Annotated in this window: 20 protein-coding genes, 1 tRNA gene and 1 pseudogene; 5 read left to right on the top strand and 17 right to left on the bottom strand. The window is 67.0% G+C overall.

Features of this window, described 5'->3' with window-relative positions; genetic code table 11:
* Positions 1-532: 532 nt before the first annotated feature.
* Positions 533-1,057 carry a phosphodiesterase gene (yfcE, locus tag JX283_RS01745; protein WP_204406554.1) on the top strand — a complete coding sequence of 175 codons (525 nt, stop codon included), beginning with the start codon at positions 533-535 and terminating at the stop codon, positions 1,055-1,057.
* Positions 1,058-1,279: 222 nt separating this feature from the next.
* On the opposite strand, the gene JX283_RS01740 is transcribed toward yfcE, so the two are convergent.
* Both JX283_RS01740 and JX283_RS01735 read right to left on the bottom strand, forming a co-directional pair.
* Positions 1,280-1,834: a LemA family protein gene (locus tag JX283_RS01740; protein ID WP_204829063.1), complete on the bottom strand. Its 555-nt coding sequence runs from the start codon at positions 1,832-1,834 to the stop codon at positions 1,280-1,282.
* 59 nt (positions 1,835-1,893) lie between these two features.
* Positions 1,894-1,983, bottom strand: a tRNA-Ser gene (locus JX283_RS01735).
* A 52-nt stretch (positions 1,984-2,035) separates the two neighbouring features.
* Between JX283_RS01735 and tadA the strand changes: the two genes are divergently transcribed.
* Positions 2,036-2,602, top strand: coding sequence for a tRNA adenosine(34) deaminase TadA (tadA, locus tag JX283_RS01730; protein WP_255533399.1), 567 nt, complete (start codon positions 2,036-2,038; stop codon positions 2,600-2,602).
* 16 nt (positions 2,603-2,618) lie between these two features.
* Here tadA and JX283_RS08745 read toward each other — a convergent pair whose 3' ends face one another.
* The 4 genes from JX283_RS08745 to JX283_RS01715 all read right to left on the bottom strand — a co-directional run bounded on the left by JX283_RS08745 (position 2,619) and on the right by JX283_RS01715 (position 7,539).
* On the bottom strand, positions 2,619-3,644 hold the full coding sequence (locus JX283_RS08745) for a histidine kinase dimerization/phospho-acceptor domain-containing protein (protein WP_370583389.1): 1,026 nt from the start codon (positions 3,642-3,644) through the stop codon (positions 2,619-2,621).
* 83 nt (positions 3,645-3,727) lie between these two features.
* Entirely contained in the window at positions 3,728-4,417 is a 690-nt protein-coding gene (locus JX283_RS08740; RefSeq protein ID WP_204829062.1) for a response regulator transcription factor, read from the bottom strand.
* Positions 4,418-4,863: 446 nt separating this feature from the next.
* A complete protein-coding gene (locus JX283_RS01720; RefSeq protein ID WP_204829061.1) occupies positions 4,864-6,153 on the bottom strand; it encodes a class I SAM-dependent rRNA methyltransferase in 1,290 nt (429 codons plus the stop codon).
* Positions 6,154-6,267: 114 nt separating this feature from the next.
* Entirely contained in the window at positions 6,268-7,539 is a 1,272-nt protein-coding gene (locus tag JX283_RS01715) for a DEAD/DEAH box helicase (protein ID WP_204829060.1), read from the bottom strand.
* A 1,262-nt stretch (positions 7,540-8,801) separates the two neighbouring features.
* Here JX283_RS01715 and metA point away from each other — a divergent pair.
* A pseudogene (gene metA / locus JX283_RS01710) lies at positions 8,802-9,722 on the top strand (homoserine O-succinyltransferase); the annotation flags it as partial.
* A gap of 234 nt (positions 9,723-9,956) precedes the next feature.
* Here metA and JX283_RS01705 read toward each other — a convergent pair.
* The 4 genes from JX283_RS01705 to JX283_RS01690 form a co-directional block, all read right to left on the bottom strand.
* Positions 9,957-10,625: a transaldolase family protein gene (locus tag JX283_RS01705; RefSeq protein ID WP_204829059.1), complete on the bottom strand. Its 669-nt coding sequence runs from the start codon at positions 10,623-10,625 to the stop codon at positions 9,957-9,959.
* Positions 10,626-10,728: 103 nt separating this feature from the next.
* Positions 10,729-11,589 carry a radical SAM protein gene (locus JX283_RS01700; protein ID WP_204829058.1) on the bottom strand — a complete coding sequence of 287 codons (861 nt, stop codon included), beginning with the start codon at positions 11,587-11,589 and terminating at the stop codon, positions 10,729-10,731.
* A complete protein-coding gene (locus JX283_RS01695; protein ID WP_204829057.1) occupies positions 11,579-13,873 on the bottom strand; it encodes a formate C-acetyltransferase/glycerol dehydratase family glycyl radical enzyme in 2,295 nt (764 codons plus the stop codon). Before JX283_RS01695 ends, JX283_RS01700 begins: the two co-directional genes overlap by 11 nt.
* A 176-nt stretch (positions 13,874-14,049) precedes the next feature.
* Positions 14,050-14,805, bottom strand: coding sequence for a DeoR/GlpR family DNA-binding transcription regulator (locus JX283_RS01690; RefSeq protein WP_204829056.1), 756 nt, complete (start codon positions 14,803-14,805; stop codon positions 14,050-14,052).
* Positions 14,806-15,136: 331 nt separating this feature from the next.
* Here JX283_RS01690 and JX283_RS01685 point away from each other — a divergent pair, with 331 nt between their 5' ends.
* Positions 15,137-16,966: a magnesium transporter gene (locus JX283_RS01685; protein WP_204829055.1), complete on the top strand. Its 1,830-nt coding sequence runs from the start codon at positions 15,137-15,139 to the stop codon at positions 16,964-16,966.
* A 75-nt stretch (positions 16,967-17,041) separates the two neighbouring features.
* A complete protein-coding gene (locus tag JX283_RS01680; protein WP_239652419.1) occupies positions 17,042-18,259 on the top strand; it encodes an Nramp family divalent metal transporter in 1,218 nt (405 codons plus the stop codon).
* A gap of 284 nt (positions 18,260-18,543) precedes the next feature.
* On the opposite strand, the gene JX283_RS01675 is transcribed toward JX283_RS01680, so the two are convergent.
* The 7 genes from JX283_RS01675 to JX283_RS01645 all read right to left on the bottom strand — a co-directional run bounded on the left by JX283_RS01675 (position 18,544) and on the right by JX283_RS01645 (position 24,423).
* Entirely contained in the window at positions 18,544-19,212 is a 669-nt protein-coding gene (locus JX283_RS01675) for a transaldolase family protein (protein WP_204829054.1), read from the bottom strand.
* 105 nt (positions 19,213-19,317) lie between these two features.
* Entirely contained in the window at positions 19,318-19,959 is a 642-nt protein-coding gene (deoC, locus tag JX283_RS01670) for a deoxyribose-phosphate aldolase (RefSeq protein ID WP_204829053.1), read from the bottom strand.
* Positions 19,960-20,065: 106 nt separating this feature from the next.
* Positions 20,066-21,028, bottom strand: a complete 963-nt coding sequence (locus JX283_RS01665; protein ID WP_204829052.1) for a transketolase family protein — start codon at positions 21,026-21,028, stop codon at positions 20,066-20,068.
* Positions 21,028-21,879, bottom strand: a complete 852-nt coding sequence (locus JX283_RS01660; protein ID WP_204829051.1) for a transketolase — start codon at positions 21,877-21,879, stop codon at positions 21,028-21,030. Before JX283_RS01660 ends, JX283_RS01665 begins: the two co-directional genes overlap by 1 nt.
* A gap of 132 nt (positions 21,880-22,011) precedes the next feature.
* Positions 22,012-22,299 (bottom strand): PTS sugar transporter subunit IIB, encoded by a 288-nt coding sequence (locus tag JX283_RS01655; protein WP_204829050.1) that lies wholly within the window; start codon positions 22,297-22,299, stop codon positions 22,012-22,014.
* Between the two features lie 165 nt (positions 22,300-22,464).
* Positions 22,465-23,880: a PTS ascorbate transporter subunit IIC gene (locus JX283_RS01650; protein ID WP_204829049.1), complete on the bottom strand. Its 1,416-nt coding sequence runs from the start codon at positions 23,878-23,880 to the stop codon at positions 22,465-22,467.
* A gap of 78 nt (positions 23,881-23,958) precedes the next feature.
* Positions 23,959-24,423 carry a PTS sugar transporter subunit IIA gene (locus tag JX283_RS01645; RefSeq protein ID WP_204829048.1) on the bottom strand — a complete coding sequence of 155 codons (465 nt, stop codon included), beginning with the start codon at positions 24,421-24,423 and terminating at the stop codon, positions 23,959-23,961.
* Between the last annotated feature and the right edge of the window lie 174 nt (positions 24,424-24,597).

The raw sequence follows: 24,597 nt of genomic DNA, 5'->3' as shown, positions 1-24,597 counted from the left end.
TACGTGCTGTACTGCGCCATCTTCTGGGGCGGCCAGATCGCGGGCGGCAACGACGTGGCCGTCCTNGCCGTCTACATCCTCATGCCGCACCTGATCGCCACCGTGGTGGCCTTCGACCTCACCGCCCTGGCCNTGTTCCTGGGCAAGAGCTGGTGGAACCTAGCCGCCGGCATCGTCTACATCGTCGCCATCTGCTGCTTCCCGGCCTACTGGTTCTTCCTTGTCGTGCCCTGCGTGCTGTCGTTCTTCGCCTTCTGGCACATGCACCGGCAGGANAAGACGGCCGCCCCGCAGTTCCAGGAAGCGCTCGACCAGGAGCTCGACGCCCAGTCCGTGGACTCCCCCAACAAGGCCATGGAGGAGCTCGCAGACGAGGCGGACGCCCGGTCCGAGGCCGGATCCGACAAGTAGCGCCGGTCGCGCGACCCCTCCCGCAACCGATGGGGTACCGAGAAGCGACGGGCTTCTCGGTACCTTTTTTGTGGCGGCCGGGTGCGACAATGGGGTCAGCCACCGCGACCTAGGAGCGTCCATGAAGTACCTCATCGCCAGCGACATCCACGGCTCCGCCTACTGGTGCGGCCGCCTGATGGAGCGCGTCGAGGCCGAGCGGCCCGACAAGATCCTGATCCTCGGCGACGTCCTCTACCACGGACCGCGCAACGCGCTGCCCCGCGACTACGACCCCAAGGGCGTCATCGCCATGCTCAACCCCCTCGCGCCTGCCATCGTGGCCGTGCGCGGCAACTGCGAGGCCGAGGTGGACCAGATGGTCCTCGACTTCCCCTGCATGGCCGACTACGCCGAGATCGTCGACCCGGGCGGCCGCACCCTCTGGCTCACCCACGGCCACCTGTGGAACCCCGGCAACCTGCCGCCGCTGCAACCGGGCAGCGCCTTCCTCTACGGCCACACCCACGTGAAGGTGCTCGAGGAGGTCGAGGGCGGCGTCACGGTCTTCAACCCGGGCAGCGTGTCGATCCCCAAGGACGGCAGCCACTCCTTCGGCATCTACGAGGACGGCAGGTTCCGCCTCGAGCTGCTCGAGGAGGGGTAGGAAGCGGGCGGCCCCTCGTTCGGTGAGTGGGCACAGGCCGCTCGATGAGCGCTTTTCCGCACACGGAAGCTTCNGTGAGCGGCCGATCCGCTCACCGAAGGGGCCGACGCCACTCACTGNAGAGCCACCTGCATGCGCCAGCCCACGCCGCCGCATGGCAGCCAAGAGAAAAGGGCCCCTCCGCGGAGGGGCCCTTCGTCATGGCGGGATGTGGCGGCGGTCCTAGAACCTGACCTCGGGGGCGTCGCGCACGGAGTCGTCCGCGACGTTGAAGCCGTCCTTGGCCGTGAAGTGGCCGACGCCCGCCACGAGGTTGCCGGGGAAGGTCTGGATGGCCGTGTTGTAGAGGTAGACGCAGTCGTTGTACGACTGGCGCGCGTAGACGATGCGGTTCTCGGTCTCGTCCAGCTGCTGCTGGAGGTTGATGAAGTTGGCCGACGCCTTGAGGTCGGGGTAGCCCTCGGCCACGGCGAAGAGCTGGCGCAGGGCCCCGGTGAGCATGTCGCTCGCCTCCATGGCGGCTTGCGGGTCGGGGGCGGCCGCCACGGCGGCGCGGGCCTCGGTCACGGCCTCGAAGGTGCCGCTCTCGTGCTTGGCGTAGCCCTTGACGGCCTCGACGAGGTTGGGGATGAGGTCGTTGCGGCGCTGCAGGTTGGCGTCGATGTTCTGCCAAGCGTTGTCCACGCGGTTGCGCTTCTGGACGATGCCGTTGTAGATGGAGATGCAGNCGACCACCAGCACGACCACGATGACGAGAANGACGATGACGGCGACCATGGTTGCTCCTTCCGGAGGGTGACGACGGGCCACGCTCGCGGCCCGGCGGAACTCGTACCTGGCGGGGAGAGGGGGATTCGAACCCCCGGGACGTTTGCGCGCCCGGCGGTTTTCAAGACCGCTGCATTCGACCGCTCTGCCATCTCCCCGGGTCCTGTTATCCTACCGCATATCTCCANGNTTCAAACCGAAAGGCGGNCGGTGGACGTTTCTGCAGCTCAGGCCCAAGACGAGAGGTTCATGGCCCTGGCCTTNGGAGAGGCGGCGAAGGCCGCCGAGGAGGGCGAGGTGCCCATCGGCGCCNTGGTGGTGTGCGACGGCGAGGTCGTGGCGGCAGCCCNCNACCGCCGAGAGACCGACCGCGACCCCAGCGCCCACGCGGAGTTCTCGGCCATGGTGGCCGCCGCGCAGGCCCTGGACCGCTGGCGGCTCACCGGCTGCACCGTGTACGTGACCCTGGAGCCCTGCCTCATGTGCGCCGGCCTCATGGTGAACGCGCGAGTGGACCGCTGCNTCTTTGGCGCCCCCGACCCCAAGGGCGGGGCCGTGGGGACCCTCTACGACGTGAGCGGCGATNCGCGCCTCANCCACGCGTTCGAGGTCTGTGGNGGCGTGCTGGAGGAGGAGTGCGCCGGGATGCTGCGGGAGTTCTTCCGCGCACGGCGGCNGGCGGCGAAGGAGGCGCGGCGGGACGCGGCAAAGGCCGCAAGCACGCTCGTCTCGGCACTCGCGGACCCTGCGACTGACGGCGCACCCCCCTCCGCCTGAAAGCAGAGACGAGGGGTTAAGGACAGAGAGTAATCCTCACCCGAACGCGACCATCCTCCTTGCTGACGTCAAAAGCTCCTCCTTGCTGCTCGACGAGCAACGCAGCAAGGTCGAGCCCAAGCCCGTAGCCCTCGGGCATAGTCGCCGTGTCGTCCAGCGCCGCTGCAAGGGAAAGTGCGCCACCCTCCNAAGAGGCCACTACAGAANAGCAGCCCCCTCCTTCCAATATATTAAATAGAGCAATGATATAATCCTCATCACAGATAGCTGTAGCCTCATCGGGCACCGACTTTTGTTCTATCCTGACGCCCTCTAAATGAGGAGCGACGGCATCGAGCAAGTCGCATACCTTTCGCCGATTCAAATCCGGACCAACGGCACCCTCCTCCACCAGTGCTTTTTGCAATACCTGGTTTGCCATGGCCGTGGCACGGCGAACCTCATCCGATATGGCCGCCACAGCCTCGTCCCGATTCACTACGCCGTCTTCAAGGCCATCTGCATACCCTTGAATCACGGCCAAAGGCGCCTTCATCGAATGGGATGCCCGCGAAAACGCATGCCTCGCGCGGTCGCGCTCCCCCGCCAGCGCGCCTCGGGCCNGCCTGCAGGNGTGGCNCACAGCAAGGGACGCAAGGGCAGCCATAGCAGCCAAGACTGCTGTGGATGCACGGACGGCAAAAACGGGAAAGGTGGTATCCACCCAACATGCCAACAGGCCGCCGGTCTCAAAAGAGAAAAGGTCGCCGTCGAACGCGTAGTACCAGCCGCTCACCAAGCCATCTTCGTAAGGCCTTATCTCGTCCATGACGAGGGTGCCCGCCTCTTGGTCATGGAGGATATGGGAGAACAGGTTCACTTGGAGCATGCCGGCCGAGTCCGGCCCGCTATAGGTAATGTCGGTTACAGGCCCCATGTGGTAAGGCGGATAGCCCAGGCCCAAAACCGCGGTATTTTGCGCCGCNATAAGGGAGCGTCGAGCCTGTACGTTAACAAGCCCAGTCGCCAACAGCGCATAAAGGAGCACGATAACAGCGGCCACGAACGGCGTCCATCGGGCCAAATCCATGAGACGGTCCAGAGAAGACCGTGTTTTTGGGGAGACCTGATTGCTTCGATTCGACTTCATTGGGCATCCCTTTCATCTNACCCCTCCAAGCAAAAACCCCTTCCCCACAAAGTGCAAACCTGCACAGCGGACCCGGCATCCTCCAAAGCCCGACGAAGGCGTCGCACAGACTCATCCATCGCATGGGAGCTGCCGGCCCTAGAGCCCCAGACTGCAGAAGCTAGGTGCTCACGGGTCTTTGCACTCCCGTCGTTTGACATGAGGACAAGCAGCAGTCTCCGTTCCCGCGGGGCCATGAGAAGCCGCACCCCTCGGCACAGGAAATCCCCGGTGACGGGGTCCACCCTCAGATCGCCGTAGGAAAGGCTAGCCGTCGCCGGACCCTGTGCCGCACGCCGAAGCAANGCATCCACATGGGAAACAAGCACCATGGGGCGGAACGGCTTGGACAAAAAGAGGTCCGCACCGGCAGCAATTGCCTGAGTGCAGTCGAGGTCGGCGCTCCGAGCGGTAAGTACCACAAGTGGAACTGAAGAGCGTTCGCGAACGCGACCTATGACCGTCAGACCATCCATTCCGGGCAGCCCCAAGTCAAGGAGAACGAGGTCGCAAGGTACCGTCCCTATGGATTCAATGAGCTCCTCCCCAGTGGAGAGGAGCCGCACATCATGGCCCGCCCGCGCAAGATAGCGGCCAACGAGGGAGGCCAACCGCACTTCGTCTTCCACATAGAGGACGGATGCCATGGTGGCCCCCTTCGTTGAACCGTTATTCATCAATCGACTTTAATTACCATGTTTTATAATTACATTTCACAGTAGGTGTCCAAGACCTCTTCGAGACGCGCGCGGCGCATCTCTGCAGCCTCTGACACCTTGGGGCAGGGGAGAAGGGCCCCTGCCGCAGCAAGGGAAAGAATCTGGAGAAACTCGCGCCTCCCGTACCTCGAAAGCGCCAACCGCTCACTCAAACCGCCACTGGACATCTTGCATCTCCCTTCTTTGATTGGACGTGTTCTAATTATTTACGGCCAGTCCTTTCAGCAGCATCACGGATCTCCCACGGCTGGACCACCGCTGGCCTGAAGGCGATTAAGGGTGCCCTCAATCGATTTCAGGCGCAGGTCAGACGCAGAATCAGGTAGAGGGATGACCTGGCACAGAGAGCTGGAGACAGAGGCGGGCGCGGAGCCCTACACCACCTGGAAGATCAGGAAGTCCAGGTAGTGGGTCTCGGGGATGCCCCAGACGATGGGGTGGTCGGGGGCCTGCTGGCGCTCCTCCACCTGGCGGAGTTGCACGTTGGCGTCGTGGGCCGCCTGGGCGACGGCATCCTTGAGGCGGTCGGCGTCCATGAAGTGGGAGCAGCTGCACGTGGCCAGGTAGCCGCCGCGGGGCAGCAGGCGCAGGGCTTGGTTGTTGATCTCGCGGTAACCGCGGGCGGCGGCGGACACGTTCTTGCGGCTCTTGGTGAAGGCCGGCGGGTCCAAAACAATGAGGTCGAAGGGGCCGCCCTCCTCGGTGCGGCGGCGCTTGTCGGCGATGAGGGCGTCCAGGTACTCGAAGACGTTGGCGCAGGTGAAGCCCATGACGTCCTCGAGGCCGTTCAGACGGGCATTGGCGGCGGCCAGGTCGCACGCCGCCTGCGATATGTCCACGCAGCGCACAAAAGCCGCCCCTCCCGCCGCGGCGTTGAGACCGAACGGGCCCACATGGGAGAAGCAGTCGAGCACGCGGCGGCCGGCCGCGATGTCGCGGACCGCGCGGCGGTTGTACTTCTGGTCGAGGAAGAAGCCCGTCTTCTGGGAGTGCACGAGGTCAAGGGCGTAAGCGACGCCGNTCTCGCGCGCCACCACGGAGGGCTCGCCGGGGTCGCAGGCACCGGGCTCGGGCCACCAGCCGGTGTAGGACGGCAGCCCCTCCTTGGCACGGCTGGCGATGTCGTTGCGCTCGTAGATGCCGCGGATGGCCTGGCCGCGGCCGCGAAGGGTGTCGAGGAGCGCGGGGTACACCGTGGGGCGGAGGCGCTCCATGCCCACAGTGCCCACCTGCGAGACGAGCACGTCCTCATAGCGGTCCACCGTAAGACCCGGGAAGCCGTCCGCCTCGGAGAAGACCACGCGGCAGCAGTTGGTGTCGGGCTCTGCGCCGGGGAGGGCCCGGGCGCCCATGACGCACTCGCGGTAGTCCCAGGCCCAGGCAGCCTTGCGGCGCCAGAAGGCGTCGTCCACGCGGTCGTTGGCGTNGCGGGTGACCAGCCGCACGCGGATCTTGCTCTGCTCGGAAAGCAGACCCGTGCCAAGATAGGTGCCCTTCTCCTCGCGCACGTCCACCACACAGCCGTTGGTGGCCGCCTCCCCGGTGGCCGGCGACGGCTCCAGGGANCGGACCTCTCCCTCGAAGACCCAGGGGTGTCCCGCCGAGATGGCCCGGGCGGCCTTCTTGGTGACGACCGCCTGGGGGTATGGGCGCAGCTGCTTCATGGTTCCTCCGGGGTCGCGGGCCGCGCGCGGCAAACACCGCGGGCAGGACAATCAGNTTCTCAANAGGCTAAGTGACAGATGGGCCAGGCACCGCTGTCACATCCGACGTGGCCGCTACGAGTGGCGGCCGAACCGCCCACCCGAGGGGCCGCGTCCGCGGGACCGGGAGCCCGAGAACATCGTGCGCCGGGGCTTCACNGTGGAGCGGCGGGGGTTGGGCACGATGCGCCCGGCGGCATATTCGAAACCCTCGAGGTCGGCCACCGGCACGAGCTTCTTCGTGAANTACTCGATCTCGCGCAGGGGGCTGATCTCGTCGGGGGCCACAAAGGTGTAGGCGTGGCCCGTGGCGCCGGCGCGGCCCGTGCGGCCGATGCGGTGCACGTAGTCCTCCGGGTCCAACGGCACGTCGTAGTTGACCNCGGCGTCGATGCCCGAGACGTCGATGCCGCGGCTCATGACATCGGTGNCCACGAGGATGCGCACGCGCCCGTCGCGGAAGCGCTCCAACGCGCGCTCACGGGCCTTCTGGGGGCGGTCGGCGTGCATGACGTCCACCTTGAAGCCGGCGTTCTTGAGGGAGCGCTCCAGCTGGTCAACTCGCGCCTTGGTGCGGCAGAACACGAGCACCCGCTCGAAGTCGTCGCGGCGCACGAGCTCCTCCAGAAGCGGCGTCTTCTGGCCCTGGACCACGGGCATGAGGGCCTCCTCCACCGTGGCGGCCGTCTCGCCCACCCGGGCGATCTCGATGACGTCGGGGTCGTGGAGCAGCGCGTTCACCGTCGACGAGATGGACGGCGGGAGGGTGGCCGAGAAGAGCAGCGTCTGCTTCTCCTCGGGCAGCGCGTGGATGATGCGGCGGACGCTGGGCCAGAAGCCCATGTCGAGCATGCGGTCGGCCTCGTCGAGGACGAGCACCTCCACGGCGTCGAGGTCCACGAGCCTGCGCTCCANGAGGTCGANNAGGCGCCCCGGGGTGGCCACGAGCAGGTNGCAGCCCTTCTCGAGCTTCTTGAGCTGGCTCTCGAACCGCGCCNCACCCATGACGATGACGGCGTGCTGGCCGGTCTTGCCGCACACCACCGAGGCGACGTCCTCGATCTGCTGGGCCAGCTCGCGCGTGGGGGTGACCACGAGGGCCTGGGGCGCCGTGGCACCGGCGGGGCGCTTATCGGCTTGGGCGCTCTGGGCGATACGCTGGAGCACCGGCAACACGAAGGCGGCCGTCTTGCCCGTGCCGGTCTGGGCGGAAGCCACGACGTCGTGACCTGCAAGAACGCAGGGGATAGCGTCGGCTTGCACAGGGGTGGGCTGGGTGAAACCGAGGGCGTCGACGCCCGAGAGAATCTGCTCTGTGAGCCCGAGCTCGGCAAATGAAGTAGACATGCTCTCCAGTATGGGACAAACGCGCCGCAGCCACGCGCGAGACCAGCCAATTTGCACGAGGGCTGCCCACGGCACACGGGTCGGTACGGCAGGACGAAAAGCCCGCCGCCCAGGACAGTGGGCGGCGGGCTTAAAATCACTCGCTTGCACCTAGTGTTCTACAGCCGGCTCCTCCATGGCATCCAGATGCGTCTGAAGGTCAACAGCACATATGCGAAGCGCCGTGGAATACCTCTCGTTCTCTTGGCCCGAAGAGACCTCGACCAAAGCCCAAGACAAGGGTTCTAGGCATTCCAAATCAATGGAGTTGCCGCGNGCATCGGTGACCAACGTGGAGCCATCCACCATGAAGACCCTGAAGGGCTCCTCGTCCTCCGGGATGGGGTCGTGGGTCAATACTCGCGGGTCTTCGAGCACGATGCGCCCGTTTCCCACATGAGTGACGCGGCCTTTGAACTGCNCGACGCCCGGAGCACACTCGTTAGCAGGAGACTGGGTGACAAACTGGGGNGCATTGCTCGCAAGCGCCACCGTCGCTGCCCCAAGGAGAAGGAGCGNACCGAAGCCAAAAAGAAGCAGCGCACGCGACCTTGCACCATTGCGCTTCATGGTATCCCTCCCAACTTAAGGAAGAAGGTACTTCGTCTCGGTGTGCACACTTCCGTCTGCGAAGGTGTACCGAATAGTGAAGTCATGGCGAGCCCCACCATCAACCGCCCTGTAACTCACGGAATAGTTCTGGGAGGATGTGGGCTGGGTGGTNACCTGATAGGACANAATCCCGNTGATTTTGTCCGACAAGATAGTGTAGGTAACCCAAATGCGAGCACCACAGTTGTAATAGAGCGTCTGGGTTGCCTGCATGGTGGGGCGCCTAGCAGGAGATTCCTGAGCAAAGGGGGCGATGGCCTCAGAGGCCATCGCAGGAGTGACGACAAAAGTGCCGCAGCAGAGCGCCGCAGCAGCCAACAAGGGGAGGATCAGAATCCTTTTCTTCATTATTCTCTCCTTTTCATAATGCATAAACCATCGGAGAATGCTTACGACCTCCTCTCTTAGCTATCAGCTAATTATCCTTCTTCTACCTCATTTATAGCATTATTTCTTACCGTTAGTCCTTTAAAATAGGACTGAATATTATTTTTTGGCAGACAACCCGCAAGGCCCGATCTCCCACAATCGGTAAGAGCCGCAAGTCCGGAGGCGCACCTGATAGCATGGGTCCCTGTCAACCAACGTTCAGCCAGAGCGCCGGAGGTCCCATGCCCATCAAAGTCGCCGACGGCCTGCCCGCCAAGGAGATCCTGCGGCAGGAGCGCATCTTCGCCCTGGAGGAGGAGGTCGCCTCCAACCAGGACATCCGCCCGCTGCGCGTGGTCATCCTCAACCTCATGCCTACCAAGGTGGAGACGGAGACCCAGATCCTGCGGCTCATCTCCAAGAGCCCGCTGCAGGTGGACGTCGANTTCATGCGCGTCTCCAGCCACGAGTCCACCCATGTGAGCCAGGACCACCTGGTGAAGTTCTACGANACGTTCGACGCCTTCCGCGACGGCTACTACGACGGCCTCGTGATCACCGGCGCGCCCGTGGAGCAGATGGCCTTCGAGGATGTGGACTACTGGGACGAGCTCTGCGAGATCATGGACTGGGCCCAGACCCACGTGTTCTCCACCATGTACCTGTGCTGGGGCGCCATGGCCGGCCTCTACCACCTGCACGGCGTGCCCAAGCGGCTGCTGGGGGNCAAGNTCTTCNGCGTGTTCCCGCAGCGCCTGTGCGACGAGTACAACTTCCTCACCAACGGGTTCGACGAGGTGCACAACATGCCCCACTCGCGCCACGCCACGAGCGACCCCAACGCCATCGAGGCCGACCCGTCCCTGCAGGTGCTCTCCCGCGGCTTCACGAGCGGCCCGGCCCTCGNGGCCANGCCCCANTTCTTCGAGGTGTACGTGCTCGGGCACTTTGAGTACTGCCGCGACACCCTGGCCGGCGAGTACTGGCGCGACTTCAAGGCGGGGCTGCCCATCCAGCTGCCGGAGAACTACTTCCCCGACGACGACCCGGAGCGCCAGCCGATCTTCACCTGGCGCGCCCACGCCAACCTGCTGTGGCGCAACTGGCTCAACTACGTCTACCAGATGACGCCCTACGAGCTGGAGACGATGCCTGCGGTCAAGGCCCAACTGGCCGAGCAGGCCGNAGCCGAGCACGGCGTGCCNGCCAAGCTGTGNCGTGACGAGGGGACGACGGCACCTGTCGCCCCACCCACCCGCACGGCGCATCTCCGTACCCGACGCACGGTCGAGGGGCCCCGACGCTTCGGCGCGTCGGGGCCCCTCGACATCAAACCCTTGTGGGACACAAGTGCCCGACCATTGGGACAGAAGTGTCCGACCGGTGGGACAGAGCGGCTAGGCCAGCAGGGTCTTGCGGCCGTAGGCGGCGTCCCAGTTGCGGGTGAACTCGTCCACGGCCATGGGGGTGCTGGGGATGTCGAGCATGTTCCNGGCCACGTCCACGGGGACGGTCACGGCCTCGATGCCGTTCTCGAGCAGCTCGTTGACCTGCTCCACGTTCTTGAACGAGGCGGCCACGATGCGGGTGTCCATGCGGGCCTGGTCGAGCATGGCCTGCAGGCGCACGACCTCGCCCACGCCGTCGCCCAGGTTGCACATGCGGTTGACGTAGGGAGCCAGGTAGTCGGCGCCGTTCTTGGCGGCCATGAAGCCCTGGCTGGCGGAGTAGATGGCGGTGGCCAGGACCCCCAGGCCCTCGGCCTTGCAGGCCTTGATGGCGCGCATGCCCTCGTGGGTCACCGGGATCTTGACGTAGGTGTTCTCGGGGCGCAGGGCGCAGATGTAGCGGGCCTCGGCCATGATGCCGTCGAAGTCCGTGGATACCACCTGGATGAACAGCTTCTGCTCGGGCGCCAGCACCTCGAGCATGCCGTCGCGGACCTCCTCGAAGGTCTTACCGCTCCGGGTGATGATGGTGGGGTTGGTGGTCACGCCGTCGACGGTGTAGACCTCGTTGAGCTCGCGGATGGCGTCGATGTCGNCGGTGTCGAGGATGAGTTCCATGGTCTTCCCTTTCTGGTCCCGGCCTGGGTTTTCTACACTGGCCTTATGATAGCTGTTTACGAACGAAACGATTATATGCTACGAACAGATATATATACCAGCCTCACTCCCCACGGACGCGGGCGTCCAGGCCGCGGGCGCGGGCCTCGTCGACCACCCAGGCGACGTCGGCCTCGGAGAGCTGTGAGACGTTCCCCATGGCGTAGTCGAGCCCCAGGGAGTCGTACTTGGCGCTGCCGAGCTGGTGGAACGGCAGCACGTCCACGCGGGTGAGACCGGCGGCCCCCACAGCGTCGAGGTTGGCGGCCACGTTCTCCGGGGAGTCCGTGTGGCCGGGGACGATGGGCATCCGGGCCACGACGTCGGCGCCGAGCCCCCGGAGGTGCGCCAGGTTGCGGTCGCGCACCTCCGGGTCGATGCGGCAGACCCCGACGGAGCGGTCGCGGTCGGCCACCTTGAAGTCCACGAGCCAGCGGTCGCACACGGCGGCCAGCCCCGCGGGGTCCGNCATGGGCAGGGCCAGGGTGGTCTCGACGGCGGTCCCGAGGCCCTCGGCCTTGGCCCGCCCGAGGAGCGCCCGCACGAAGGGCTGCCAGAGCAGCGCCTCGCCGCCGGAGACCGTGAGCCCTCCCCCGCTCTCCTCGTAGAAGGCCGCGTCGCGCAGCACCCGGTCCATGACGTCGTCCACGGAGAGCTCCTCGCCGAGGAGCGTCTTGGCGCCGGTGGGGCAGTCCTCGGGCGCCGTGGCGCAGAGGCCGCCCGGCTCGCGGCGGGAGCACCCCATGCACAGCCGCTCCTTGAAGGAGACCTCCGGGGCNGCCGAGAGGTTCTCGGGGTTGCAGCACCATGGGCACGTGAANGGGCAGCCCNTGAGGAACACGGTGGTGCGGNTGCCGCCNCCGTCGTGGAGCGAGTAGCGCTGCACGTTGGTGACGCAGGCCGTCTGCCCGGCCCTAGAGGACATGCTCGCTCCGGTTGATGATGTCGNCCTGGATGCCGCGGGCGAGCTCCACGAACATGGCCGAGTAGCCGGCCACGCGCACCACGAGGTCCCCGTGNTCCTCGGGGTGCTCCTGGGCGTCGAGGAGCGTGGCCCTGTCCACCACGTTGAACTGGATGTNCTGGACCTTGAGGCGNTTGAAGNCGCGCAGGTAGGCGCAGAGCCTCTCGACGCCGTCGTCGCCGGCCAGCGTGGCNGGCGAGAACTTGACGTTCAGGAGGCTGCCGTTGGAGTCGAGGGTGTTGTCGAGCTTGGCCACGGAGCGCAGCGACGCGGTGGGGCCCTCCTTGTCGCGGCCCACCATGGGCGAGAGACCGCCGTCGGCCAGCTGCTCGTGGGCGCAACGGCCGTCGGGGGTGGCGCCGCAGGCCTCGCCCAGCGGGATGTGGGCCGAGACGGTGTAGCTGCCGGGCTGGAAGCGGCCGCCGCGGGGGTTGTCGTACCGCACGACTTCGTGGCCGTAGTGGGAGAGCAGGCGCTCGCCGATGAGGNCGACCTCGTCGACATCGTTGCCGTACTTGGCGAAGCGGTTGACGAAGCGCTGGCGCCAGACCTCGTCGCCCTCGCCGGACCAGTCGCGGTCGAGCATGGCGTAGAGGTCGCCCCAGGAGAGCAGGCCCTGCTCGATGACGGCCTGCTTCATGACCAGCAGGGAGTCGGCCAGGTTGGCGGTGCCCACGCCCTGCACGCCGGAGGGGNTGTAGCGCGCGCCGCCGGCGGTGATGTCGGCGCCCTTCTCCATGGCGTCGCGGACGGCGCAGGACAAAAGCGGGNTGGGGCTGGTCTCTCGGTGGGCGAGGTCGCAGACGTTGCACCCCTCCNCCATGAGGNCCACGTAGCGGTCGATGACGGCCTCCACGGCGGAGACGAGCNCCTCGAAGGTGTCGAAGCCCTCCGGGTGCTCGGCCAGGGCGATCTCNATGCAGCGCACCATGTTGAACATCGAGATGTCGTGCAGGCCGTACATGCGGCCGGGGATGGACAGCTCCACGCAGCCCACCACGCCGTAGTCGCNGGCGTCCTCGAGGGAGACGCCGCGGTNGACGNNCGACAGGATGTTGGCGTCGTCGGAGAAGACCTGCGGCATGCCGTCGCCCAGACGGATCACCTCGGCGGCGGTGCGGAGCAGGCGCGCCGGGGTGGTGGAGTGGATGCGCAGCGAGAGGTTGGGCTGGGGCAGGCGGGTGTCGTTCTGCACGTCCAACAGCAGCTCGGAGAGCTCGTTGGAGCAGTCGCGACCGGTCTCGTCGACGCCGCCCACCACGATGTTGAAGCCGGAGGGGAAGCCGGCGAAGAACTTGGCGCTCTCGGTGCTGCGCACGAACACGACGGTGTTGCACTTGAGGTAGAAGTCCTGGATGAGCTCGCGGATGAACGCGGGGTCNGCGCCGGCGTCCCGGGAGGCGCGGTAGAGGGGCCAGAGGTACTGGTCCACGCGGCCCAGCGAGATGGAGCTGGCGTTNGACTCGTGCTCGAATACGAGCTCGGCGAGCCACAGCGCCTGCAGGCCCTCGTAGAAGTCGCGGGCCGGGCCCTCGGCCAGGTGGTCGAGCATGGCGGCCATGCGGGAGAGTTCCCCGGCTCGGGCGGGCCCGGCCGTGGCGGCCAGGGCCCGGCAGGCCTCGGCGTAGCGGCGGATGTAGGCCACGGTGCCCTCGAGCACGATCACGGCCGCCTGGTAGAACCCGTTCCCCGGCTCGGCGGCCAGGTGCCCGCGGGCCNCGGCGAGGAGCGCGCCCCAGCCGCGGGTGATGACGGCCTCGAAGTCAGGGATAATGTGGCCCTGGCCCTTGTCGGTCTGGGCCACGGCGAACACGCGGGTCCTCTGGGCCTCCACCACCTCGGCGGGCACGTGGGCGCGGTACCAGTCGTTGAGGCTGCGGCCGCGCCAGAAGGGATAGAGGACGTCGCGGTAGTAGGCCTTGTCCTCCTCGGTGATGGAGAAGCGGTCCTGCGGGCGGGTGCCGATCTCGTCGAGCTCGTCGAGGATCCAGTAGGGGCTCATCTCTGGCGAGACCACGCCGGCGCGGGGCACGCGGGTGCGGTTGCCGGCGAGCAGGTCGTGGTCGTCGATCACGATCTCATGGTTCTCCAGCAGATGGACGAGGGCGCGGGCGCGGCGCAGGATGGCGGGCTGACCCTCGGTCTCACCGTAGCTCTCCATATAGAGGGTGGCGCGCTCGNGGTCGATGGGGCGCTCCTGTGCAAAGAGACTGTCCTTGATGGCCTGGGTGCGCTGGGTGAGCATGGCGTCCTCCCTGNTGGGGTTATTACTTGCTCTTACTTTATCCTATTCTGTCGTGGTATCTACAAGAACAAGACAGACTGAATGACTCCACAGCACCTCCACCGATGGAGGCCCATCTGGGGGCCGGGTCGGCGCCGCGGGCNCCAGCCCGGCAACGGGCCCGCATCCGGCTCCGCTCAGAGCACCGTCGCCCCGGCCTCCTCCAGCGACTCCACCAGGGCCGGGGTCGCGGGGGCCGTGATCACCGCGGCGAAGTCGCGGACGTTGCCGTAGGCGTACGTGCCCCAGACGCCGAACTTCTCGGCATCGGCCACCAGGTAGGCCTCGCGCGAGCGCTCGAGGGCGCACCGCTTCACGATGCCGTCGTCGGCGTCGAAGGTGAGGACGTCGCCCGACGCCGCGTCCACGCCCAGCGCGGCGATGAACGCGCGGTCGAACCGCAGCGGCCCCAGCGCCTCCACGGTGCGCGCCCCCACGAAGCCGTTGAGCTCCCGGTTGACCGTGCCACCGGTGCCCACGGCCGTGACCAGCGGGTTCGCGGCGAGGATCTGGAGGATGTCGATCATGGTCGACACCACCTGGCAGCGGGTGTCCCCGGNCGCCAGGAGCTGCGCCAGGTAGTGGTTGGTGGACGAGACGTCGAGGAACACCGTGTCGCCGGGCTCGATGAGGCCGTAGGCCCGCTCGGCGATGGCGCGCTTGGCGTCCGCGTTGATGTCCACGCGGTTGAGCACCACGCGCTCGAGGGGCACCTCCGGGCGTATGGCACCGCCGTAGACCTTCTTGGCACGCCCCTCCTCCNCCAGCTGCTTGAGGTCCTTGCGGATGCAGTCCTCGCTCACGTCGAAGCGCGCCGCGAGGTCGTCCACGGCCACGCGGCCCTGCTCGGCGATGAGGTCGGCGATGGCGTTCTGCCGCTCCTGGAGAAACACCGGGCACCCCCTTTGCCGTTGTTCACGTATTGTTTTGTCCGATTTTATCGTATTTGGACCGCGGCGACCCGGGCTCCCCGCAAACGGTGGGCCCGCGGCGGGAAAACCGGCCTCTGACCCGTGGCCGGGGCGGCTATACTACGAACCGTCTGCGCCGGCGACGGGCCGGCAGCCTCACTACATGAGAAGGGACATCGATGAAACCCCGACCTCGCAGTCGATGACCCCTCCCGCGTGACTCCGAGACCGTTCGGACACCGGGCGAGGGGTGTCCGGCCGCCCACGGGCGGCACCGTGACAGGGCGAGACCCTGGACCACGAAGGAGCACGCATGATCTACCTGTCCCAGATGCTGGGCCTTCCCGTCGTCGACTCCGAGGGCGAGCAGGTCGGCACCGTCAACGACCTGGGCATCGCCACCGGCGAGGTCTTCCCCCGGGTCACCTCCCTGGCCTTCGTGGGCCCGGGCAAGACGCCGTTCATGATCAGCTGGCGCAAGTACGTGGAGGACTTCGACGGCGACGCCGTGCGCCTCAAGGTGCCCGCCACCGACATCCGCTTCTCCTACCTGCAGCCCGAGGAGGTCCTCATCAACCGGGACCTCATGAACAAGCAGATCGTGGACACCCGCGGCCTGCGCGTGGTGCGCGTGAACGACCTCAAGCTCTCAGACTCCGGCTCGTCGCAGCTGCGCCTCCTCGGCGCCGAGGTGGGCGCCCGCGGCGTGCTGCGCGGCCTCTCCCCGCACCTGGAGTCGCTGGCGGTCAAGGTGGGGCGCGTCTTCGGCCACGAGCNCCCCGAGAAAATCATNGCCTGGAGCTACATGGACCTCCTCGACCGCGAGCTCTCCGACGTGCAGCTCAACGTGAGCCACAAGACCCTCGACGACATGCACCCCGCCGACATCGCCGACATCCTCGAGCAGCTCGACCCACGCCTCCGCGGCCAGGTCTTCGCGCAGCTCGACGACGTCCAGGCGGCCGAGGCCATGGCCGAGCTCGACGACGACGAGATGGCCGCCGAGATCATGGACGAGATGAACGCGGCCGACGCGTCCCGCATGCTCTCGGAGATGGACCCCGACGACGCCGCCGAGCTCGTGAGCGAGCTCGACTACGAGCGCGCCGAGACGCTCCTGCGCCTCNTGGGCGTGAAGGAGGAGCGGGCCATCCGCCAGCTCCTGGGCTACCGGGAGGACACCGCCGGACGCATCATGACCTCGGAGTTCATCGACCTGCCCCCCACCGCCACGGTGCGCGACGCCATCGAGGCCATCCGCTCGGTGGATACCGAGGAGGTCGAGACCGTCAACTACATCTACGTCACCGACGCCGACCGCCGCCTCCTCGGCGTGCTCTCCCTGCGCACCCTGCTCATCGAGCCCATGGAGGCCACCCTCTCCTCCATCATGGAGACCGACGTCATCTGCGCCGACCCCGAGGACGACCAGGAGGACGTGGCCGAGGCCATCTCCAAGTACAACCTGCTCGCCATCCCCGTGGCCACCGACNAGCGCCGCATCGTGGGCATCGTCACGGTGGACGACGCCCTCGACGTCCTCGAGGAGGAGCACGAGGAGGACCTCCAGCTCGCCGGCGGCCGCTCCGACTNCGACCCCGACCGACCCACCCACGACCTGCGCTGGCTCCTCGGCAGCCAACTGTGGTTCTTCCTGTGGGTGGTGGGCGCCTGCGCCANGGCCGCCGTCGGGGGCGTGCTCGGCATCGGCGAGCCGGCCNTCGTGGCGTCGGTGGCCCTGCCGGTCTGCCTCCTCATGGCCGACGACATGGTGGGCTACGTGGTCGGCTTCTTCATCGAGTTCGACCCCGACGACGAGGACGCCCCGTCCACCGGCGCCTTCATCGCACGCGGCCTGGGCATCGCCCTCGTGTACCTGGCCCTCGTGGTGCTCGTGGCCGCCGGGTTCGGCGAGCTCGTGCCCCAGGCGCCGGCCACCGCCGCCCTGCTCGACGGCTTCTGGGCCGCCGCGGCAGCATCGCTCGTGAGCTACGTCACAGCGCCTATCTACCTGCGGGTGCTCCGCGTGCGCGACGACCGCGGCAAGGACGTCTCGCGCCTCTCGCTGCGCATCTGCGCCCTGCTCGTGGCCATCGCGGTGTTCTGCGCCGTGGCGCTGCCCATGATCTGGGTCCAGGGGTAACCCGTGGCCGCCCTCAGGAAGCGGGACCAGTCCCCGCAGACCACCCCCGACAAGGGCCGCGACGGCGGCCGCGCCATGCGCGTGGGCACCGTGCTCGCCGCCATGGGCCCCGGCCTCATCGCCGCGCTCTCCGGCACCGACGCCGGCGGCATCGCCACCTACTCCNACGCAGGCGCCNNCTTCGGCTTCGGCCAGCTCTGGNCCGTGCCCATCATGGGGTTCCTCATGNTCGTGGTGCAGGAGACGGCCGCCCGCATGGGCTGCGTCACCGGCAAGGGCTTCGCCAGCCTCATCCGTGAGCAGTTCGGTGTGCGCCTCTCGGCCTTCGCCATGCTCGCGCTGCTCGTCTCCAACACCATGGTCACGCTGTCCGAGTTCGCCGGCATCGCCAGCGGCATGGCGCTGTTCGGCATCCCGGCCACGGTATCCGTGCCGGCGGCGGCCATCGTCATCTGGCTGCTCACCATGAGCGGTAGCTACAAGCGCATCGAGAAGGTGCTGCTGGCCATCTGCTGCGTGTTCATCACCTACGTGGTGGCCGGCTTCATGGTTGGCCCCGACTGGGGCGACGCCCTCAACGCCACCCTCGTGCCCCGGCTCCAGGCCACGCCCGAGTACCTGAGCCTNCTCGTGGCAAANATCGGCACCACCATCGCGCCGTGGATGATCTTCCTCGCGCAGTCCAACGTGGTGGACAAGAACGTGGGCGCCTCAGAGATCCCCTTCCAGCGCATCGACACCGCCACCGGGGCCATCCTGGCCTCCGCCATCTCCTGGTTCATCATCATGGCCACCGGCGTGACCCTGCACCCGGCGGGCATNGCCGTGGACGACGCCGCCCAGGCGGCCCAGGCCCTCGTGCNCATCGCCGGCGCCTACGCCGAGAAGCTCTTCGGCCTGGGGCTCGTGGGTGCCTCGGTGCTGGCCGCCTCCGTNCTGCCGGGCATCACCTCGAGCGCCGTGTGCGAGGCCTTCGGCTGGGAGCACGGCGCCGACCACACCTGGGGCGAGGCGCCGGTGTATCGCGGCATCATCACCGCCATCATCTGCCTGTCGGCCGGCGTGGTGCTCATCCCCGACGTGGACCNCTTCGGCATCATGATGGCCGCGCAGGTGGTCAACGGCGTGCTGCTCCCGGTGCTCATGGTCTACATGGTGCGCATCGCCAGCGACCGCAGGATCATGGGCCGCTACGTCAACGGCCGCGTGTGGACGGCCATCACGTGGGCCACCATCGGCGTCATCGCGGCCCTCACCGTGGTGATGTTCGTGCTGCAGGCCCTGGGCTACTGAGCCCCCGTCCCAATGGTCGGACACTTTTGTCCCACATTGGCCGGTCGCCCCGGCCGGTCGCACCCCCAGGTGCACCGGGCGGTCCCGCGGCCCTTCGCCCCCTCAGCACCTGAACACGGTTGAGGGCGCCTCTCTCCGCGCCTGAACGCACCTGAGGGCGGATTCCGCCTCCCTGAACGTCGATGAGGGCGACTCCGGCACGTTTCCGCGCTGGAAGTCGCCCTCAATCGCATTCAGGTGCCGATGGGGGGTGCCGGAGGGCGGCAACGATAAGGGGTAGCGCCCTACTCCGCGGCGGACACCTTGGCCCAGTCGGCCTCGAAGGCGGCCAGACCGGCGTCGGTCAGCGGGTGGTGCAGGCACTTCTCCATGGCGGCGAAGGGCACGGTGGCGATGTCGGCACCGAGGAGGGCGGCCTGGGTCACGTGGTTGGGGGTGCNCAGGCTCGCCGNGATGATCTCGGTGTGCTCGGGGCCGTAGTAGTTCTTGACGGCGGTCACGATGGCGGAGAGCTGGTCGATGCCGTCCTCGGCGATGTCGTCGAAGCGACCCACGAACGGAGAGACGTAGCGGGCACCGGCAGAGCAGGCCATGAGGGCCTGGGGCACGGTGAAGATGAGCGTCATGTTGACGTCGACGCCGTGCTTCTTGAGCTCCTTGGTGGCGGCAAGGCTCTCGGCGCAGATGGGCAGCTTCACCACGATGTTGGGGGCGAGGGCGGCCAGGCGCAGGCCCTCGGCCACCATCTCCTCGGTGGTGGTGGCGNTGGACTCGGCGGACACCGGCACNTCGGGGCAGGCCTCGGCGATCTTGACCATGTGGGCCTCGAAGTCGGCGAGCTTGCCGCCGGTCTTGGCGTAGAGGGAGGGGTTGGTGGTCACGCCGGCGACGCAGCCCCAGCTGTAGGCGGTCTTGATCTGATCGAGGTCTGCGGTGTCGATGAAGAACTTCATGATGTGTCCCTTCTCGGAAGTGCCGGGTCACGACGTTGGTACCCAGCCTGATTGGTTGAAGAACCCACCCGGGTCGGCTGACGGCCGACCGGTCGTGACCGCGGGCTACCCCGCGACGATGGCGATGCCGGAGCTGGTGCCGATGCGGTCGGCGCCTGCCTCAACCATGGCGGCGGCCTCCTCGGCGGTGTGGATGCCGCCCGAGGCCTTGACCTTGCAGGCGTCGCCCACGGTGGCGCGCATGAGCGCCACGTCGCCCACGGTGGCGCCACCGGTGCCGAAACCGGTGCTCGTCTTCACGAACGCGGCCCCGGCCTCCACAGAGAGGCGGCAGGCGCGTGCGATCTGGGAGTCGTCGAGGTAGCAGGTCTCGAGGATGACCTTGACGCAGCGGCCCTGGGAGGCACGCACCACCGCGGCGATGTCCTCGCGCACGGCGTCGTCCGCACCCTCGAGCAGCCAGCCCACGTTGAGGACCATGTCCACCTCGTCGGCGCCGTTGTCCACGGCCCACTTGGCCTCGTAGGCCTTGGGATCGGTGGCCATGGCGCCCAGGGGGAAGCCCACCACGCAGCAGGTCTTTACGGGGGTGCCGGCGAGGCGCTCGGCCACCATGGGCACCCAGCAGGTGTTCACGCACACCGAGGCGAAGCCGTGCTCGACNGCCTCGTCGNAGAGGNGGGNAACGTCGTCGCNGGTGGCGGTGGCCTTGAGGANGGTGTGGTCGATCAACGCGTTCAGGTTCACGGGACCTACCCCTTTCCACAGTTGGTGTCAGTGGTTATCAGTACTTGAATAGGCGAAGTGACAGATGGGCCGGGCACCTCTGTCACGCGTGTCGCGCGGCGGGCGGCTAGNCCAGCGCCTCGGCGACCNTGGCCGCGAGGGCGTCGGCGGTCAGGCCGTACTCCTCCTGCAGGAAGGAGGCGGGGCCCACCTGGCCGAAGCGCTCCTCCACGCCGTGGCGCACGAGCGGCACGGCGATGGCGCGCTCCGCCATGACCTCGGCCACGGCAGAGCCCAGGCCGCCGATGACGTTGTGGTTCTCAAAGGCCACCACGGCCTTCTTGCCGGCGGCCTCGGAGACGAGCAGGTCCACGTCCAGCGGCTTGATGCAGAACATGTCCACCACCTCGACGGAGACGCCCTTCTCAGCCAGGGCCTCGGCGGCGTCCAGCGCGTCGGAGACCAGCTGGCCGGCGGTCACCACGAGGATGTCGGTGCCCTCGCGCACCACGTTGCCGCGGCCGATCTCGAAGGTGGAGCCGGGGGCGTAGACGTCGCGGACGGCCTTGCGGTTGCCGCGCACGTAGTGCACACCGGTGCCCAGGCCGGCGAACTCCCGCACGATCCAGGCCATCTGGGTGGCGTCGGCGGCGTNGGCCACCGCNGCCCCGGGGAGGGTGAGCATGAGCGCCACGTCCTCGTAGGTGGTGTGGGTGCCGCCGTTGGTGGCCANGGTGANGCCGGGGTCGGAGCCGTAGANGTTGAGGGCGTTGNCGGCATAGGCGCCGGAGAGGAACACCTGGTCGAAGGCACGGCGCGTGGCGAAGGGCCCGAAGGTGTGGNAGAACGGCACGAAGCCCTCGGAGGACATGCCGGCGGCGATGCCCATCATGTCGGCCTCGGCGATGCCGCACTGCACGAAGCGGTCGGGGTTGGTCTTGGCGATCTTGGTGAAGCCGCTGGCGCCGCCGAGGTCGGCCTCGAGGGCCACCACGTCGTCGCGCTCGGCCATGAGCTCCTGGAGGGTGGAGACCACCACGGCGCGGAGCTCGGTCCCCATCTGGGAACGGTCCTTGGCGAGGGTGAACATCAGGCTCGGCTCCCTTCGATGACGGCCTCGAGCTCGGCGATGGCGGCCTCGGCGGCCGCCCTGGCCTCGGCGTTGAACTTCACGGAGTGGTTGTCCATCAGCTGCTCGAAGTAGGGGACGCCGGCGCCCTTGACGGTGTCCATGACGATGGCCACAGCGCTGTCATCGGTGTGCTTGGCGCAGGTGATGGCGGCGTCCAGGGCCACGACGTCCTGGCCGTTCACGCGCTGGGTGGCAAAGCCGAAGGCCCGCATCTTCCCAGCGATGTCGAAGGGGTTCATGACGTCGGCGGTGTAGCCGTCGAGCTGCTTCTTGTTGTCGTCGATGATGACNATGCAGCGGTTGAGGCGGTTGTGGGCGATGAACTGGAACGCCTCCCAGCACTGGNCCTCGTTGAGNTCGCCGTCTCCCACGATGAGGTAGGTGTAGGCGTCGGAGCCCTTGAGGCGGTTGGCGTAGGCGATGCCCGCGGCGGTGGAGCAGCCNTGGCCGAGAGACCCGGTGGTCATGTCCACACCCGGGGTCTTGAGGCGGTCGGGGTGGCTCGGCAGGTCGGTGTGGCCCTGGTTGAGCGTGAGCAGCATGTCACGGCCGAAGAACCCGCTCTCGGCGAGGGCAGCATACCAGGCGGGGCCGGCGTGACCCTTGGAGAGGACCACGCGGTCGCGGCNCTCCCAGCGGGGGTTCTCGGGGTCGTAGGCCAGGACCTTGCTGTAGAGCAGGGCCATGAGGTCGGCTATGGAGAAGGACCCNCCCAGATGGCCGGACCCCAGGGGNAGCAGCATCTCGAGCACNTCGCGGCGGATCTTGGCCGCGAGGGTGGTCACGCGCTCCAACTCTTCTGCCTGCATCGTATCTCCTTTCTTTAGATAGCAAAGGCGGGCGGTNCTGGAGGGCCGCCCGCCTGGGGCTCTCATCAGGTAGTCGCGGCCCAGATCAGGGGCCGCACTGATCCTGCGTTGTGGTGGGTGGGGCGCCCGCGCCTACTCGGCGTCGAACTTCGCCTTGAGCTTGTCGCGCAGCTCGTTCTTGTCGACGATGTTCACGAGGACGACCTTCTGCTCCTCGGGGATGTCGTTGACGAAGCTCTCGAGGTCGCGGCCGATGACGAAGAGGTCGGCGGCACCGGGCTGGACGTCGGAGATGGTGGTGTGGTCCACCGTGACGTCGGTGCGGCCGAGCTCGGCCAGGACGTCGTCGATGTTCATCTGGACCATCAGACTGGAGCCGAGGCCGGAGCCGCAGGCGCACATGATCTTGGAGATAGCCATGGTGGTGACTTCCTTTCCATTGCTTGCGCCCTGGGGCGCCGGGTTGTAGGTACGGGTTCCATCGTGGAACTTTGATGCGTCCACGGTGTGGAGAAATCGGCGGGGGCGCCTTCCGGGCCGGTGNGGCTCAGGGCGCCCCCGCCGGGAGTGCACGGGCAAGGAGCCTTACTTGGCCTCCTCGGCCTTCTTGGGCGCCACGAAGTTGTAGACGATGGGCGCCAGGTAGCAGACCACGCAGATGATGAGCAGCGGCATGCCGGGGACAATCTGGGCGAGGTTGCCGAAGGCGATGCCCAGGATGGAGAAGTCGAAGTCGGAGAAGGTGGCGCTAGTGAAGCCGAGGGCGGTGAAGACGGGCATGCACAGAGCCGGCAGGAAGGTGATCAGCAGGCCGTGCACGAAGGAGCCGGCCACGCAGCCCTTGATGCCGCCGCGGGCGTTGCCGAAGACGCCGGCAGTGGCGCCGCAGAAGAAGTGGGGGACGACGCCGGGGAGGATCAGAGCGACGGGCACCAGGGAGGCGTTNATGGCGCCGAGGATCACGAGGCCCACGATGCCGGCCACGAAGGAGACCAGGAAGCCGATGATGACGGCGTTGGGGGCATAGGGGAACGCGACGGGGCAGTCGATGGCGGGCACGGCGCCGGGCACGAGCTTGGTGGCGATGCCCTTGAAGGCGGGGACGATCTCGCCCACGACGAGACGCACGCCGGAGAGGATGATGTACACGCCGCCGGCGANGGCCANNNCGGAAGTGAGGGCCCAGACNAGCCAGTTGGTGTGGGTCTCGGTGCCCACGTTGAGGAGATCGTTCAGGTACTGGAACTGGGTGGGGTCGGCGTCGAGGATGCCGCGGCCCACGGCCACACCGGTGACGACGATGAAGAACACCATCATGGTGATNGAGATGGAGACCNCGGTGTCACGCAGGAAGGTGAGTCGCTTGGGGAAGTTGATGTCCTCGGTGNAGGTGCCGCCCTCGAAGAACTTGCCCACCCAGCCGGAGATGGCGTAGCCGATGCCGCCAAAGTGGCCGAGGGCGATGGCGTCGGTGCCGGTGACCTTGCGGAAGGTGAACTGGCAGAAGAACGGCGAGAGCACCATGATCAGGCCGAGCACGCAGCCGCCGGCCACGTAGAGGCCCCAGCCCTCGAGGCCGCCGATGGAGAGCACGACGGCGAGCATGCAGGCCATGTACAGGGTGTGGTGGCCGGTGAGGAAGATGTAGGGCATGCGGGAGAAGCGGGCGAGCACGATGTTGAGCACCATGCCCAGGCACATGATGATGGCCGTGGCCTGACCGAAGTCCTTGAGGGCCATGGACACGACGGCCTCGTTGTTGGGGACGACGCNCTGCATGTTGAAGGCGTAGTTGAAGACCTCGCCGAAGGCGAGCAGGGAGCCGCTCTGGAGGTAGGCGGCGCCGGCGGAGAGCACCAGGAAGCCCACGATGGTCTTGATGGTGCCGCTCACGACGTCCTCGACGGGCTTCTTCTGAAGCACGAGGCCGATGNGCGNGAGGAGGCCGACGAGGATCGCCGGAGTGGACAGGATGTTGACGAAGAAGTCGAGCACTGCCATCATCCGTCTCCTTTCTTGTCGCGTTGGTTCCTTACNCGTTTCCTATGGCTGCCGGCCCGGAGGCCGGATGATGCCCTGTCAGCCAGACGCNTCAGCGTCGTCGACGAACAGGCGGTAGGCCTCGTCGGCGTCGGCGGCGCAGGCCACGGCCTCGATGGTGGCCGGGTCGGAGAACATCGTGGCGAGCTCGNGCATGACCTCGATGTGGGAGTTGGAGTCGGTGGCGGCCAGCGTCACCAGAACGCGCACGCCGGGACCCTCGGGCTTGAAGAAGACCGGCTCGCGCATGACCGTGACGGCCAGCTGGGTCTTGAGGGCGCCCTGCTCGGGACGGGCGTGGAGAAGGGCGAGGTCGGGGCAAATCACGAAGTACGGGCCGAACTCGGCGGCGTTGTCGATGATGCCCTGGATGTAGCGGTCCTCCACGAAGCCACCGTCCACCAGGGGGGTGACGGCCACCTTCACGGCCTCCTCCCAGGAGTCTGCCCCCTCCCAGATCTGGACGTTCTCGCGCTTGAGCATGGACTCGATAGCGTTGNCCATGGCGCCCCTTTCCTCTTCAGACAACTTAATGATGCTTGGACAGCCCTGACAATGACAGGACTTCCTAGATTTTTCCTGTTTCTTCCGGTTTTCTCCCGCGAACGGTTGGTATTTGACGATGAACGGTAGATGAATCAGGAAGAAGCTGGAAAAAACGGCATGCAGAGACTAAAT

This window comes from Olsenella sp. CU969 (assembly GCF_905219715.1).
Taxonomy (GTDB): domain Bacteria; phylum Actinomycetota; class Coriobacteriia; order Coriobacteriales; family Atopobiaceae; genus Granulimonas; species Granulimonas faecalis.
Note: the sequence above shows the minus strand (reverse complement) of the source record. Positions and strands in the feature narration are given on the sequence as shown.